The 15,219-nt window shown below is 65.5% G+C and carries 14 protein-coding genes; 11 read left to right on the top strand and 3 right to left on the bottom strand.

The window, feature by feature from the left end:
• The first annotated feature begins 58 nt into the window (after positions 1-58).
• From ROY82_12480 to ROY82_12470, 3 genes are read left to right on the top strand one after another with little or no spacing between them, the layout of a single operon-like run.
• A complete protein-coding gene (locus ROY82_12480; GenBank protein ID MDT3683276.1) occupies positions 59-910 on the top strand; it encodes an META domain-containing protein in 852 nt (283 codons plus the stop codon).
• 45 nt (positions 911-955) lie between these two features.
• Positions 956-2,224 carry a hypothetical protein gene (locus ROY82_12475; protein ID MDT3683275.1) on the top strand — a complete coding sequence of 423 codons (1,269 nt, stop codon included), beginning with the start codon at positions 956-958 and terminating at the stop codon, positions 2,222-2,224.
• A 29-nt stretch (positions 2,225-2,253) separates the two neighbouring features.
• Complete coding sequence (locus ROY82_12470) at positions 2,254-2,928, top strand: RraA family protein (protein MDT3683274.1); 675 nt, start codon at positions 2,254-2,256, stop codon at positions 2,926-2,928.
• A gap of 255 nt (positions 2,929-3,183) precedes the next feature.
• Here ROY82_12470 and ROY82_12465 read toward each other — a convergent pair whose 3' ends face one another.
• Positions 3,184-3,801, bottom strand: a complete 618-nt coding sequence (locus tag ROY82_12465) for a LysE/ArgO family amino acid transporter (protein ID MDT3683273.1) — start codon at positions 3,799-3,801, stop codon at positions 3,184-3,186.
• Positions 3,802-4,019: 218 nt separating this feature from the next.
• On the opposite strand from ROY82_12465, the gene ROY82_12460 reads away from it, so the two are divergent.
• The 7 genes from ROY82_12460 (at position 4,020) to ROY82_12430 (ending at position 11,312) form a co-directional block, all read left to right on the top strand.
• On the top strand, positions 4,020-4,802 hold the full coding sequence (locus ROY82_12460; protein ID MDT3683272.1) for a DeoR/GlpR family DNA-binding transcription regulator: 783 nt from the start codon (positions 4,020-4,022) through the stop codon (positions 4,800-4,802).
• 67 nt (positions 4,803-4,869) lie between these two features.
• Complete coding sequence (locus tag ROY82_12455) at positions 4,870-5,847, top strand: TRAP transporter substrate-binding protein (protein ID MDT3683271.1); 978 nt, start codon at positions 4,870-4,872, stop codon at positions 5,845-5,847.
• Between the two features lie 55 nt (positions 5,848-5,902).
• On the top strand, positions 5,903-6,400 hold the full coding sequence (locus ROY82_12450) for a TRAP transporter small permease (GenBank protein ID MDT3683270.1): 498 nt from the start codon (positions 5,903-5,905) through the stop codon (positions 6,398-6,400).
• A gap of 10 nt (positions 6,401-6,410) precedes the next feature.
• Positions 6,411-7,688, top strand: a complete 1,278-nt coding sequence (locus ROY82_12445; GenBank protein ID MDT3683269.1) for a TRAP transporter large permease — start codon at positions 6,411-6,413, stop codon at positions 7,686-7,688.
• 147 nt (positions 7,689-7,835) lie between these two features.
• A complete protein-coding gene (locus ROY82_12440; GenBank protein ID MDT3683268.1) occupies positions 7,836-9,113 on the top strand; it encodes an FAD-binding oxidoreductase in 1,278 nt (425 codons plus the stop codon).
• Positions 9,106-10,125 (top strand): 4-hydroxythreonine-4-phosphate dehydrogenase PdxA, encoded by a 1,020-nt coding sequence (gene pdxA / locus ROY82_12435; protein MDT3683267.1) that lies wholly within the window; start codon positions 9,106-9,108, stop codon positions 10,123-10,125. Before ROY82_12440 ends, pdxA begins: the two co-directional genes overlap by 8 nt.
• Positions 10,122-11,312, top strand: a complete 1,191-nt coding sequence (locus tag ROY82_12430; GenBank protein ID MDT3683266.1) for a nucleotide-binding domain containing protein — start codon at positions 10,122-10,124, stop codon at positions 11,310-11,312. Before pdxA ends, ROY82_12430 begins: the two co-directional genes overlap by 4 nt.
• A gap of 65 nt (positions 11,313-11,377) precedes the next feature.
• Here ROY82_12430 and ROY82_12425 read toward each other — a convergent pair whose 3' ends face one another.
• Positions 11,378-11,989: a TetR/AcrR family transcriptional regulator gene (locus tag ROY82_12425; protein MDT3683265.1), complete on the bottom strand. Its 612-nt coding sequence runs from the start codon at positions 11,987-11,989 to the stop codon at positions 11,378-11,380.
• A 117-nt stretch (positions 11,990-12,106) separates the two neighbouring features.
• On the opposite strand from ROY82_12425, the gene ROY82_12420 reads away from it, so the two are divergent.
• Positions 12,107-13,402, top strand: coding sequence for a cytochrome P450 (locus ROY82_12420; protein ID MDT3683264.1), 1,296 nt, complete (start codon positions 12,107-12,109; stop codon positions 13,400-13,402).
• Between the two features lie 158 nt (positions 13,403-13,560).
• Here the strand turns inward: ROY82_12420 and ROY82_12415 are convergent, their stop codons facing one another.
• Positions 13,561-15,192 (bottom strand): polysaccharide biosynthesis tyrosine autokinase, encoded by a 1,632-nt coding sequence (locus tag ROY82_12415; GenBank protein ID MDT3683263.1) that lies wholly within the window; start codon positions 15,190-15,192, stop codon positions 13,561-13,563.
• Between the last annotated feature and the right edge of the window lie 27 nt (positions 15,193-15,219).

The raw sequence follows: 15,219 nt of genomic DNA, 5'->3' as shown, positions 1-15,219 counted from the left end.
CATGTGGCCTTGGGCCCCGCGAGAACCGCGGGGCCCGTTGGCCCGTCAGGAGGCAACCATGCGCCATGCGCTTCGTACGTTGATCGTGCTAGCCCTCGCCCTCACGGGCCTGGCCGCGGCCCAGGGCGTGAACATCGTGCTCCCCGACGGCTCGACCTGCAAGGCCGTCGGCCCCGAAGTGAACGTCAGCGTGGCCGGCGGCAGGGTGAGCCACTTCTGCAACGAGGGCGTGGCCCTCGTGGGCGACCTGCTCCTCGAAGACGAGACCGGGCTAGTAACCCGAATCACCTACGATCCCGCCGACGCCCGGAACATCCTCGACGACTCGCTGGTGGCCCTCGAGGTCCGCGGCGTGACCCTGGCCGACGGCACCGAGTGCCTGCACGCGGGCTTCGGAGCCACGCTGGCCATTGACGGCGCCCGCGCCAACTACACGTGCGGTGAAGACACCGTGATCCTCGGCTACTTCGAGAACACCGACCAGGGCGTTTACGCCGAGAAGGCCACCATCGGCCACGGCCCGGGCGGCTTCACGCTCGCCGGCAAGGAGCGCGTCCTCGTGAGCACCCTCGACGCCAGCAGCCCCATCACGAACGTGGAATGGCACCTCGTGTCTTTCGGCACTAACGGCACGCCCGCACTGGCCGACTCACCCGCCACCCTCGAGATCGTCGACGGCCAGGCGGTGGGCACCACCGGCTGCAACCGCTACTTCGCCGCCGTGGAGTTCGGCCTCGACGGCCTGGTCGGCTTCGGCCCGGCCGGGTCGACCATGATGTACTGCGAGGGCGCCATGGACCAGGAACAGCGGTTCCTCGCCACCCTGGCCGGCGTCACCTCGTTCCACATGACGGCCGACGACCTGTTGGTGCTTAGCGGTAGCGACGGCGACCTGCTGTTCTCGCGCTGAGCGTGGCCTAGCGCAGCAACTCGGGCGTGGCATGATGGTGCCGACATGAGGCCCTTCCCCCAAGGCACCTCCAGCCCACAGGCCCGCAAAGAGGGTGGAAAACCGGACGCAGCGTCCAAACCCGGCGACAGCAACGGCCTCGACCCGCGCCACCGCGCCGCCACGCCCTCCGAGTTGGCCACGGCCATCCACGCCACGCCGCACAAGATGGTGATGGCGTTCGCCGGCGCCGGCGCGCAGGCCCTCGCGTGGCTGCACGGCGTTGGGGGGTCGAGCCGCACGGTGCTCAGCGCCGTGGACATCTACAACGAGGCGAGCATGCACGACTGGGTGGGCTTCATGCCCGCCCGCTTCACTTCGCGCCGCGTGGCGCGCGCGATGGCGAAGCGCGCGTACGACCAGGCCCGGCAGTACGCCGACGCCCCCGACGCCGTGTTCGGGCTGGGCAGCTCCGCCACCATCGCCACCGACCGCGCCAAGCGCGGCGACCACCGCGTGGCCGCCGCCGTGCACGACGCCTTCGGAATCACCACCTACTCCCTCACCATCGAGAAGGACGCGCGCGACCGTGCCGGTGAGGAGGAGATCGTCTCCTTGCTGCTCCTGCGCGCCGTGGCGGACGCCTGCGGGGTGCTGGCGCCGCCCGACCTTCCGCTCACCGGCGCCGAACAAGTGGAGATCGAGCTGTTCCCCAGCGAGCTGATAGCCGAGGTGGAACGCGGGGAGCGCCAGTTCGCCGTGGTGCGTTCCGACGGCGCCGTGGTGTCGTCGCCGGCACTGAACTCAGGCCAGCGCTGGGTGATCCTCTCGGGCGCCTACAACCCGGCGCACGAGGGCCACCTCGACCTGGCGCAGGCCGCCGCCGATCACATGGGCCTGCCGCCGCTCTTCGAGCTGCCGCTCATCAACGCCGAGAAGGCGCCCATCGGCCTCTTCGAGGCGCGCTTGCGGGCGCAGCAGTTCGCCGGCCGCGGCGCGCTGGCGCTCACCAGGGCGCCGCTGTTCATGGAGAAGGCCGCCCTGTTCCCGGGCAGCGTGTTCGTGGTCGGCCTCGATACCGCCGAGAGGATCTTGGAGCCGCGCTTCTACGGCGGTTCGGAGGAGCGGCTGAAGGCGGCCCTCAGGGAGTTCGGGGCGCACGGTTGCACGTTCTTGGTGGCCGGCAGGCTCGACAAGGCGGACGGCTACAAGACGCTTAAAGACCTGCCGGTGCCCGAGGGCTTCGGCGGGCTGTTCGAGGAACTGCCGGAGGGCAGCTTCCGGCGCGACGTGAGCAGCACCGAGATAAGGGCGGGGTGGGGTGAGAGACGGTGACGTCCAGTGCCTTCGATGGAGGACCGACCATGACCAAGAAAGAACGCGAGCAGATCAGGAAGCGTTTCCTGAAGCTCAATACCGCCATCGTCTGCGACGTTTACGACGAGCTCGAGTGGCCCGTGACGGCGCTGGACAACGACATCCGCCGGCGCACGTTTGAGCGGGTCCGCGTTGCCGGCTGGGCGTACCCGATCGAGGGTCAGCTCTCGGTGGCGAAGGGCGCCGACCGCCTCAAGCTGGAGGTGGTGGACGGCCTACCCGAGGACTCCGTGACGGTCTGGGGCGGCACCAACGCGCACGGCTTCTGCCTCTTCGGCGACCTGATCGCCGCCACCATGGCCAAGCGCGGCTGCCGCGGGGCGATAGTCGACGCCGGCTTCCGTGACGTGGAGGCCATCTCCGAGACGGGTTTCCCCGTCTTCGGTCGTTACGTGAGCCCCGTGCAGTCGGTGGGCCGCTGGCGCGTCACGCGGCATGGCGAGCCAATTCTGATACGCGGGGCTCTTGGCGAGTTAATCACCGTGTCGCTTGACGATTTCGTGCTTGGGGACGAGGACGGGGTGGTCGTCATCGCGCAAGAGCACGTGAGCCAGGTGCTCGAGCGTGCCGAGGCGATAGTCAGGCAGGAAGAGGAAGCGCGCAGGTTGAGCGAAGAGGGCATGAGCGCCAAGGAGATGCTCGAGAAGTACGGGCACGTTTGAGGGGCGCGGGCGGTCGGGTGCGTTAGCTGCAAGTAGCTGTTGCCGTGGTCGCGGCGACGATTCGTGCCAGCGGCGATCATCGATCAACTTTACGAGGCGCTTTCGTCCGCCGGGCACGCGTCTCGTCTCATTCCGCCTTATTCGTGGTCAATTCCGTCTTATTCCTGTCTAATTCCGTCTTATTCGGAGTCGGGAGTGCTCGCCGATAGCGGACCCTACTATCTGTGTAGCCCCGCGGCGTTGGCGCCTTAGCGCTCACCCCACCACCAACCGCCCCGCCGTGTATACGAGCAGTAGCGCGATGACCCCGTCCAGAACGCGCCACGAGCGTGGCGTGCGCAGCCACCTGCCCAGGTAGCGCGCCCCGAACCCGAGGCCCACGAACCAGAGCGCGCTGCCGGCCATGGCTCCCGCCGCGAACCACCACCTGGCGTCGCCGTGGCTGGTTGCCACCGAGCCGATCAGGAAGGCGGTGTCGAGGTACACCGACGGGTTGAGCCACGTCATGGCCAGCGCCATGAGCACCACGGGCCCCAGCGGTGCCGCTGCGCCGCTCATCACCCCGGAGGCCGCGGGCATGAGCCCTTCGCCCGTGGGCCCCAGGGCGCGCCAGGCTGCGAAGAGTGCGTAGGCAAGGAGGAACGCCGCTCCCAGCCAGCGCGTGGCGTCAGCCAGCCACGGCACCAGCTCGAGCACGTAGCCGAGGCCGACCACGCCAACGGCAATGAGGATGGCGTCGGAGAGTGTGCAGATGGCAACGACCCACCCGACGCGCTCGCGCCGCAGACCCTGGCGCAGCACAAAGGCGTTCTGCGCCCCCAGCGCCACGATCAACGACAGGCTGAGGCCGAACCCGGCTAGAGCTGCAGACACCAGGAGAGTCTAGGGCTTTCTTGCGGCAAGCTGCCGGACGCCCCCCTGGCGGGCCTCGAAGGCAGCGGGCCATGCTCGGGAGACGGTATGCACCGAGTTCGGATCGGATCACCAGTTGGACAAGTGCCCAGGGGTGCAGGGCGGGGGCACGCCCACTCTTGACGTGTTAGCTTTTGGTGGTTTAGGCTGCAAACGCACTGAAGCTCACAGGAGGCGCAATGTCCACCGGCCTGACGGTAGATCGCGAGCAACACTTGCTGGCGCTACTCCAAGACAACGGGAACGTCAGCACCAGCCAGGTCGCATCCGAACTCGGCGTCTCGGAGATGACCATCCGAAGGGATCTCACGCGCCTCGAGCACAAGGGGATGGTGCGGCGCGTGCATGGTGGCGCGGTCCTCGCCTCCGACAACGATCCTGGCTACTGGCTGCGCCACAAGCGCTACCGCGTCGAGAAGGAAGCGATAGGTCGGGCGGCGGCCGCAATGGTCGAATCGGGCCAAACGATCTTCCTCGATACGGGCACGACGGCCATGGAGGTGGCTCGCAACCTGATCCGCCGCTCGCTCCAAGGACCGTTCACGGCTCGGGTCGTCACTCACGCCGTGAACATCGCGGCAGAGATGGTCGCACACGCGAACCTCAACGTTTACCAGATCGGCGGACCAACCGACGCCACCATCTTCGGGGCAACCGGCCTGGCCGCCGTGAAGCAGATAGAGGAACTCAACTTCGACATCCTCTTCATGGGGGTGTCGGGGGTGGACCTGGAAGCGGGCCTCACGAACAGCAACCCGGTCGGTGTGGAGACGAAGAGAGCAGCACTCGGCCGAGCCCGCGAGGTCTTCGCGATCGCCGACAGCTCGAAGTGGGGCCACGTCAGCTTCACGACCATCGCTCCCCTCTCCGCCGTGGGCCACCTGATCACCGACGCTTCGATTCCAAGGAACGCCACCGAAATCGCTGCGAGAGCAGGGGTGGAGGTGATCGTCGCAGACTAGTGGATTCCCGGCGCCTCGCCGACTTCGTAGCGACGCAACTCGCCTCACGCTTGGAAAGGAACTCTAAGTGAGACTGCTCAAGTTCGTGCTTCTCTTGGTTCTACTCGGAACGACCGCGGCCTTCGCCGCCGATTACAACGTCCGCCTCGGCCTGATAGCGGAAGCCGGCCACCCGGTAACGAAAGCCGCGATGAAGTTCAAGGAACTCGTCGAGGAGCGCTCGAATGGCCGCATCAGCGTCCAGGTCTTTCCCGGCGGTCAACTCGGGGGCGAAGTCGAGCTGCAGGATCAGGTCGCCTTGGGAACGATCCAGATGGCGAACATCGGCACGCCCGTCATGGGGGCGAAGCTCCGCAAGCTGGACATCTTCAACATGTACTACCTGTGGAACAGTCGCCAGCACATGGTTGACGTCACTACCGGGCCCATAGGCCAGGAACTCTGGGAAGAGTACCGCAAGGCCACCGGCGCCAGCGTAATCGCCGCGAACTGGCAACAAGGCACCAGGCAGACCATCACCAAGAAGCCCGTCACGACTCCCGCGGAGTTCGCCGGCGTGAAGATCCGCGTGACGGCCGGCGTTCCGCTCTACATCGACCTGTGGCGTGCCATGGGCGCGAGCCCGGTGCCCCTCGGCTTTCCTGACGCCTACTCGGGCATGCAGACCGGCGTCGTCGACGCGGTGGAGCTGCCGCTCGACTGGATGATCAACGGCGGCTTCTACAAGCTGGGCAAGTACATCGACCTGACGCAGCACTACTTCTACACCAACGTGATGCTGGTGAACGATCGCTTCCTCCAGTCCCTTCCCGAGGACCTGCAACAGGTCGTGAGGGACGCGGCCATGGAGGCCGGCGAGTACAACACCGAGCTGGTACTGGGCGGCGAAAGCGAGCTGAGGAGCCAGCTGGAAGCCGAAGGCATCATCTTCGTCGATACCGACGTGGCGGCATTCCAGAAGTCGGTGGAACCGGTGTTCGAGAGCAGCATGGACGTGTGGGGACAAGACCTGTACGAACGAATCCGCGACGCCGGCCAGAACTGATCGTTTCTGAGGGGGAGAGGCTCCGTCCTCTTCCCCTTTGCCCCATGGAGCTGGAATGCAGAAGCCACGGAAGAACCCCCGCCAGCGGGCTGTCCAAGTATTCGAAGCCCTTGCGGGAGTTCTGTTCGCTGCAATCCTCGTGCTTGCCATCGGGCAAGTCTTCACGCGCTACGTGCTCAACAACCCCACCTCGTGGACGGAGGAGGTGGCCCGTTTGCTGCTCGTCTGGGCGACCTTCATCGCCATCGGCGCGGCCGCCCTGAAGGAGGAGTTCATGGCGGTAGACATCGTGCTCGAACGTCTCCCTTTCCGCATGCATGCGGCCGCGAAGGTGGTAATCAACGCTTTGCTGGCGGCCGTGGGCATCGTCTTGGTCGTTTACGGTTGGAAGCTGTTCCAGTTCACGGCGGGCGACACGTCCACGAGCCTCGGCTATCCGCGGAACCTCATCTATCTTCCCGTTCCCGTCGGAGGCCTGTTGTTGACCGTGTTCTCGCTCTTGAACGCCGTGACCCATGCTCGCACGGCCTTGCAGCCAAGGCCACGGGAATAGGGCGCTAACCATGCTTCTTCTAACCGTAGGCGCCGTCATCACGCTCATGCTGTTGGGCGTCCCCGTCGCAATAGCGTTGGCGGCAACCACCATCGGCTTCTTCGCCATCGAGCAGATCCCTATCGAAACGTTCATCCAGATGGTCGCGAAGGGCGTAGATTCGTTCACGCTCCTCGCGCTGCCGTTCTTTATCCTTACCGGCAAACTTATGAACTTAGGTGGAGCAACCGAGCGGATCTTCCGCCTCGGCAACGCATCGGTGGGCCACATCCGGGGAGGGATGGCGCACGCGAACGTCGCGGCGTCGTTCCTGTTCGCGGGCATCTCCGGATCCGCTGTCGCCGATGCAGGCGGGCTCGGCGCCGTGGAGATCGAGACGATGCGCAAGGCCGGTTACACGGAGGACTTCTCGGTCGGGGTGACCGCGGCATCGGCCACCATCGGCCCGATCATTCCCCCGAGCGTCATCATGATCGTGTACGGCATAGCGGCGGGCGTGCCCATCGGCGCCCTCTTCATCGGCGGCATCATCCCCGGGACGCTCATGGCGCTCGCGCTCATGGGCACCGTCGCGGTCATCTCGCGCGTTAGCCCAGTTCCGGAAAGCACCGCCTTCTCGGCCCGCGCCCTACTCCTTGCGATAGTTAGGGCCGGCTTCGCGCTGCTCACCCCGGCCATCATCGTGCTCGGCATCCTTTCCGGGGCGTTCACCGTCACCGAATCCGGGGCCGTGGCCGCCGCCTATAGCATCGTCCTGGGGCTGTTCATCTACCGCGAGCTCAACCTCCGGTCGTTGTGGCAGGCCATCACGGAGTCGATGGTCGAGTCGGCCGGCATCTTGCTCATCATCGGCGTTGCCTCGGGCTTCGCCTGGATGATGTCGTTCCAGCAAGCGCCCCAGGCAACCATCGAGGGTCTGCTGGGCCTTACCCAGAACCCCGTGGTGATCCTGCTTCTACTGGGGTTCTTGTACCTGGTGCTCGGCCTATTCATCGAGGCCATCGCGATCGTCACGATGACCATCCCCGTCGTGATGCCCGCTCTCAAGTTGGTCGGAATCGACCCGATCCATTTCGGCGTCATCCTGGCCGTGCTCATGTCGATCGGCACCATCACGCCGCCGCTGGGGATAGTGATGTTCACGCTGTGCCGCATCCGGAACATCTCCATCGCAAGATTTTCACGGATCATCTGGCCGTGGCTGGCCGTGCTCATCGGGGTGACGGTCCTGTTGATCCTGATTCCCGGGCTCGTGACCTGGCTTCCCCGCATCGCTGGCCTGTCCTAGGAGGACTCAATGCAAGGTGCAGTAGCAAGACTCCGGGCGACCGTACCCGACGTTCAAATCTCAACGGATCAGGCCGACCTCGTTGCGCATGCGAGAGACTCATGGCCGCTGACTGCCAAGTGGACGGCGGAAGAACTCGAGCGGCACGTGCCTGCATGCGTCGTTCGGCCGCAGTCGACCGACGCCGTGGTCAGGATCGTGCGCGCCGTCCAAGACCTCGACTGCTCCTTGGTTCCTTATGGCGCCGGGTCCGGGGTCACTGGCGCAGCGGTCCCCACCAACGAGGCCGTCGTAGTCGACCTCAAGGCCATGTCGAAGATCCTGCACTTCGACCCGGACAACGGGACGGTCAGAGTCGAGGCGGGCGTGAAGGCCGGCGACCTCGAGGCGTGGTTGGGCGAGCGTGGTCACACCCTCGGGCATTACCCTCAGTCGCTCTACCTGGCGTCGATGGGCGGACTGGTAGCCACCCGCTCGACGGGCACCTTCTCCAGCAAGTACGGCGGCATCGAAGACTTGCTCGTCGCCTTGAACGTGGTCCTCCCGACCGGAGACCTGGTCACGTTCCGGCCCCACCCGCGGACCGCGACCGGACCCAAACTCATCGACCTGTTCGTCGGGGCCGAGGGGACCCTCGGCGTAATCACGACGGTGACCGTCAAGGTCTTCGCGTGCCCGGAAACGCGCACGTTACTGGGGTACTCGGTTCCTTCGCTCGCTGCAGGGCTGGGGGCCGTACGAGACGCCTTCAAGAAGCAAGTAGTGCCGGCGGTACTGCGGCTCTATGACCCGGTCGAAGCGCAAGGGTTGTACGACAGGGTGAACGTGCAGAGCGCGCTGCCGCTCTTGATCGTGGGTCACGAAGGCACGACCGTCATGGCAGAGGCCGAGCAGCGGGTCTTCGCAGACCTCGTTGGCCACTGGGGCGGGGAGCTCCTCGGGACGGAGATCGGCGAAGCGTGGGAGCAACACCGCTTCAACGCCGAGTGGCTAGATGCCGGCAACGCCGACGACAACCGCATGGCCGATGCCATAGAGGTCGCTGCGCCGTGGACCGACCTCATCCCGCTCTTCGAGGGCGTCACCGAAGCGATGCAGCCGCTCACCGCGAAGGTGATGAGCCACTTCTCGCACTTCTACTCGACTGGGGGGTCCATCTACTTCATCTTCTTCATCGAGGGTGAAGATCCGGAAGCGACGCGGCTTGCATACTCCCGCGCCTGGGACACCGCCCTGCGCGAAACGCTAAGGCTCAACGGGACGATCAGCCACCACCACGGGGTAGGGCTCGTACGCAACGAGTTCATAAAGGAAGAGATGGGGAGCACCTTCCTCCTGTTCAATAGAATCAAGGAGGCACTCGATCCTATGAACAAGATGAACCCCGGGAAGCTAGGCACCTCGAAAGCGCACCGGCGTGGCTAAACCACGAGTCGTGATCACGCAAGGCGATCCTGCCGGGGTCGGTCCGGAGATCATCGCCAAGACCTTCATGGACGCGGAGGTGAGGGCAAGGGCGACGCCGATCGTCATCGGCGACGCCTCGACCATGCGCCGGGCCGTCGGTCTTCTGGGCCTAGCGGTCCAGGTCGTAGAGATCAGCGCCCCAGAGGAAGCCGACGCCTTGGCAGACTCGGCCTTGCCCGTGATCGACCTGGGGTTGGGGCTCGACGAGGCGGTGATGGACGCTGGAGCGCCAACGGCGGCCGCGGGGCAACTGAGCGCGCAGGCGATCCACCGCTCCATCGAGATCGTGATGGCCGGGCGGGCCGACGCCATCGCCTCCGCGCCCGTGAACAAGGTGGCCTTGCACGCGGCCGGCTATCTGTACCCGGGCCAAACGGAGATGTTCGCCGAGGGTGTCGGCACCCCGAAGGGCCAGTACCACACCATGCTCATCGGCGGAGACATGCGCGTTTCGCTCGTCACGAGCCACATGTCGCTTCGAAACGCCATCGACAACATCACCAAGGAACGCGTGAGACGCATCGCTCACCAGGCGGTGGCAACGCTCCACGACCGCTTCGGCATCGATGCTCCCTCCGTAGGCGTTGCGGGGCTCAATCCTCACGCCGGTGACGGCGGCCTGTTCGGCGACGAGGAGATCAGGGAGATACAACCGGCCATCGAAGAACTCCGCCAAACGGGCGTGAAGATCACGGACCCTCGCCCAGCGGACACGCTCTTCTGGGAGGCGGAGAAAGGGCAGTACGACGTGGTGCTCGGCATGTACCACGACCAGGGCGTGATTCCCCTGAAGAGGTACGGCTACGTCACACTCATCGCCGGCATCCCCATCATCCGCACGACTTGTGGGCACGGAACCGCTTACGACATAGCTTGGAAGGGCGCCGCAAACCACGACCTGTTCCGGCGGGCGTTCCTCCTGGCTGCCGAGCTCGCCGCAAAGGGTGGAAGTAGAAGCAAGGCGGAATGACGTATCGGGTAGGCATTCTCGCTGATGACCTGACCGGGGCCGCGATGATGGCGGGTGAGTTCGCGCGCTTCGGGGCGCCCGTTACGATCACCGATCTCGAGTCCAACCAACCTGACGCTGGCTGTGCCGTCTGGGCCCTGAACCTCGCCTCCCGCAACCTGGGTTCGGCTCTCAACGAGCAACGGGTCCGACAGGGCCTGCGCCGGTTGGCGCATTGGGCGCCGGATCACATCATCTTGAAGATCGACTCTCGCCTGAGGGGCTCTCCGGATGCGTTCCTGGCGCCAGCCCTAGAGACCCAGGGCGGCCTGCTCATCCTCCAAGGCTTCGCCGCCGACGAGTACCAGCGCTGGCCCGGAGTCCTCGGCGCGCCCGAGAACCACGTTTCACAACCGCAGGCCCTTGGGTCCGCGGATTGGAAGGCGTTGGTGGAAGCCAGAAGGCTAGTGACGACGGTCTCCGCTTTCCCAAGCCCCGGCGACCTCATCGTGCGAGATGCGGCGGAAGCGGGGATGCGGCTGTGGATCGGCAGCTATGGCTTGGCCGATGCGCTGGCCGGCTACCTCTCGAGCCTGGAGTCGGGGCCGGTCCTGGTGGTTGCGGGCTCCTATAACTCCGTGACCGTCGAACAGGTCCGCCATCTCAAGGACAACGGTGTGGCGCACTTGTTCGTCGACACCATGGGTGGCCGCAGCGCGAGGGAAAGCCGCTTCGATTACTACCGGGACCGGCTTGCCGATGCGTTGGCGCTGTCGCCGGCGGTCGTGATCTCGACCATCCCGACGCATGCCGACAGCGGTCTGGATGCCGCGCCGAAGTTCGTGGAGAGGCGCCCAGGGCGAAGGGCCTCAAAGAAGGTTGCGGAGTACGTCGCTGGGCTGGTAGTTGCAGCGGTTCCCCCGAACTTGGCGGGCCTGGTGTTGACGGGCGGAAGTACGGCAGAGGCGGTGCTGAGAGGGTTGGCCTGCGGGGCCTTGCGCACGTCTGGTAGTGAGGCGATCTCCGGCGTGCCGCTGCTCGAAACCGAGTGCCCCAAGTATCCGCGCCTTGTCGTCGCTACGAAGCCGGGCGGCCTTGGCGGCGCGCCCGATCTACTGCGCATTCTGCGTGTCGTGGCGGGGCATTCTTCATTCCGCAGTGACCCTGGCCGTGATGGTCATCCCGCTAACGCAGCGTCCTTCCGCTGACTGGGGCGCAAGGCGGCCCCGGTATCACCGCGAGAACTTGAACATCTTGGCCTCGCACCGCGCGGTCATATCCCGTCCACCCCACGCCGTCTAACCGCCGTCTCCTCGAGCGGACCCAGGATGAGGTCCTGGTAGATCTCACCCATCCTCTCCGGCGAGTAAGGCTGGTCGTTGTCCAGCCACCACGCCAGCAAGCGCATGAGCGACCCGACGAGGTGTTGCGCGGCCACCTCCAGGGACACACGGCTGCCGGGCTTGGCCTCGAACGTCTCGTACACGCCGCTCACTCCCACGCGCTCGGCTTCTTGCAGCAGGTTGCTCGAGTGGCCGCCGCGGAACAGCAGGCGGTAGAGGTTTGCGTGGCGCGCGGCGTGGTGGAACAGCTGGGTCCCGGCGTCGCGCGGGGCAACGCTGGCTGCTGGCCCGAGCAGGTCGAGGAGCTCGGCGAGCACGTCTTGCAGCATGCTCCTCAGCAGCTCGTCCTTGCTCTTGTAGTGGCGGAAGAAGGTGGCGTAACCGACGGCGGCGCGGTCGGTGAGCTCGCGGATGGTGATCTCCTCGAACGGGCGTTCGAGCGTCAAGGCTACGAGGGCGTCGGCGAGCAGGCGGCGCGTGCGCCTTACCCTCAGGTCCTCGCCCTCGTCAGGTGGTGGTGTCGGTTGTGTTCGCGTTACCACTCCGCGCCTCCCTGGAGGTTATGAGCCTCACAATCTCTTATGAGCCACACTGTATCATTAGGGCATAGCAGGTCTGCGCCTGGCGTCTCGTACCCGCGGCGCGGCGAGAGGAACACCATGATCGAGCACCCCACGTTAGGCACCGCGCCGGCCCGCGCGCCAAGGGCACCACAAGAGAACGGTCCAGCTGCCGGCCGTTGCCCCTACCCGCACGGCACCGACCACCGCAAGAGCGGCCGCGGCGAGGACCCGAACGCGCCGGCCATAGAACAAGACGGCGATGTCTGGCACGTCCGCTCCTACGGCGCCGTGCGCCAGGTGCTGCGCAACTCCGAGGCCACCCGCCAAGCCGGCTTCAACTCAGACATGGTGGCCAGCACCGGCCTCAGGCAGCCGGTGCTGTTCCAGGACGGCGCCGAGCACAAGGAGCAGCGCGTTGCCATCGCCCGCTTCTTCACGCCCACGATCGTCAGCGACGAGTACCGGGACCTGATGGAGGAGTACAGCGACGAGGTCATCGCCAAGCTAGTAGAAGATGGGCACGGCGACCTGGGTGAGTTGACGCTGCGGCTCGCCGTCAACGTGGCGGCGCGCGTAGTTGGCCTCACCGACTCCCGCCGACCCGGCATGGACCGCCGCCTCGAGGCGCTCCTGTCGATGGACCGCCTTGAAGGTGCGTCGCGGGTGCGGCGCATTGTGGCGGGGCTGAAGAGCCAGGCGAACCTGCTCAACTTCTATCTGAGCGACGTGCGCCCCGCCATCGCCGCTCGCCGCCGCGCGCCGCAGGGTGACGTCATCAGCCACCTGCTGGAGGGTGGCCGCAAGAACGTGGAGATCCTCATCGAGTGCGTTACCTACGGCGCCGCCGGCATGGTCACCACCCGCGAGTACATCTCGATGGCCGCTTGGCACCTGCTCGAGCGCGAGGAGCTGCGCAGCGAGTACCTGGCCGGGGATGAGAAGGAACGCTACGGCATACTCCACGAGATCCTCAGGCTCGAGCCGGTGGTGGGGCGGCTCTACCGCCGCGCCACTGCCGACATGGTGATCGAGGACGCCGGCGTTACCCACCACGTTCCCGCGGGCGCGCTGCTGAACCTGGACATCCGCGCCGCCAACGCCGACGCAGACGTGATGGGGGAGGCGCCGCTGGCGCTGTGCCCGCAGCGCGATCTGCCGCGCGGCGTGCAGGCGTCGGGGCTCAGCTTCGGCGACGGTGGTCACCGTTGCCCCGGGTCGTTCATCGCCATGCAGGAGAGCGACATCTTCTTGCAGAAGCTGTTGAGGTTGCCGCTCGAGGTGCGGAGTGCGCCGCGGTTGGGGTGGAATGATCTGGTGGAGGGGTATGAGTTGAGGGGGTTCGAAGTCGCCGTGGAACCCTCAGCGTCGACACCCGTCAGTTCGCGAGCTTAGAGAATTAGTTGAGTGGCCGGAGATTCAACGTGCTGCGAAGATGCTGCGGAGCTCAAGAGGACTCGGACACCTGGACGTTGGCAGCTCCTCGGTTCAGCAGGATGCTGTCGCTGCTTTGATATTAGGCTAACGCCGCCAAGCTCAGTGGAGGCCTTGGACTAGTCGTCGGCCGCTGCCCTGTTGGGGAGACGCCGGGTGCGCACCGGTTCGTTTCTATTAGCTTGCGGCACCTCGACGGGCCCATAGCCATAACCGTAGCCGTAGCCATAACCCCGGGTGCCGCCGAGTGAACGACTGGGTTCGACGTTGGTGAGGGCCATGCCGAGAATGCGCACGTTGATTCGCTCGAGGAGGTCGAGTGTAGCCTTAACCGCTCGCCTGTCAGCCGTTGGCAGGCTTACGGCAAGGACGACCCCAGTGGCGTGGGGAGCGATGGTCATGGCGTCGGCCACCGGCAGCGCAGGAGGAGAGTCGATGACGATCACGTCGTAGTCGTCCTTCAGCCTGTGCAGCACCGAAGCGAACGAGCGCGACAGTAACTCCGTGGGCGAGGGCGCCGGCTCGAAGGTGGGGATAACCTCGAGAAGCAGGCCGTCCACCACGGTACTGGTAGGCGTCTCGGCCAGGCTCGGTTTCTCCAGGTACGCCCTCAGGGTGGCGTTCGGGCTAGTGGTTATGCGTGTTAGCCCGAGCCGCTCAGATGCTGCCGGCCTGCGCATGTCGGCATCTATCAAGACGGTTCGGTAATCGTTCCGGGCGAAACTCTCCGCCAGGCCGATGGCCACGGAAGTCTTGCCCTCGGTGGGTTGGGCGCTCGTCACGAGGATCACCTTAGGAAGGTTCTGTGCGGTAGCGAACATGATGTTAGTTCGCAGGTAGCCGGTGGCCTCGTGCGGCAAGTGGACGGAGCCGGGTGGTAGACGAGGGAACTCGCCTAGGACGGGGAAGCCGGTGGAACTGAGCACGTCGTCCGCCCCACGGAACCGCATGTCGAGGGAGTCGCGCAGCAAGAGCAGCGCGTAAACGAGAAAGAGCCCGAGCGCGAAGGCAAGTGCGGCGTTACGCATCGGCCGCGGCCTCGACGGCTCTAGCGCTGGCCGAGCGGGTTCGAGTACTTCCAGCAGTCCGACCGCAGACGCACTCAGGGCGCGCACTGCGTTGAGTTGCATTGCTCGGTCAGCGCGCAAAGTCCGCAAGCCTTCCAACTGGCTGGTTGCGGCCGTACCACCGTCGGGCGCACTCTCGAGTCCGGCAATCTCCGTGTCGAACGCCTGTACTTGCGTTTCCAGAGTGTGCACGATCACCTGCAGATTCTGCTTGGCCCGCGTGGTGTCCCAATGTAATAGTCCAGCGGCAAGAGCGTTAGCAGCCCTTGCGGCCCACTGTGGGTCGGCGTCTCGCACGGTCAATCGGATCAGGCTTGACTGTTGAGCCGCCTCCAGCCTCACGCTTACTAGCTTCGCGAAAGCCGCAACTGTCTTGGCGTCGGGATCGTTCTCCCCCAGTACATTCAGGGCCTCGACAAGCACGGGGTAGCTCTTTGCCGCAGCCTGGTAGGCACTCGTGTCTACGACCGGGGCCGTGACCAGGGAAACTCCGAAGTTGGACTGAGCGTTGCTGCTGGGCCGGCTGGCAAGCAGCGTGGTAGTCGAGTTGTACTCGGGCGTCATGCGCTTACTCAGGAAGTAGGTGAGGAGGCCGGCTCCTGCGGCTACCGCTAGGGCGAAAACCAACCCACGACGCAGCAGCTGGAAAAGATCATTCAGATTGAGTTCTACCTGGTCATCCATCCCCGACAGGGCTCCGCATTCATTGCG

Source organism: Truepera sp. (assembly GCA_032027045.1).
Classification (GTDB): Bacteria; Deinococcota; Deinococci; order Deinococcales; family Trueperaceae; genus JAAYYF01.
The sequence above is the reverse complement of the archived record's forward strand: the minus strand, read 5'-3'. Positions and strand labels throughout refer to the sequence as shown.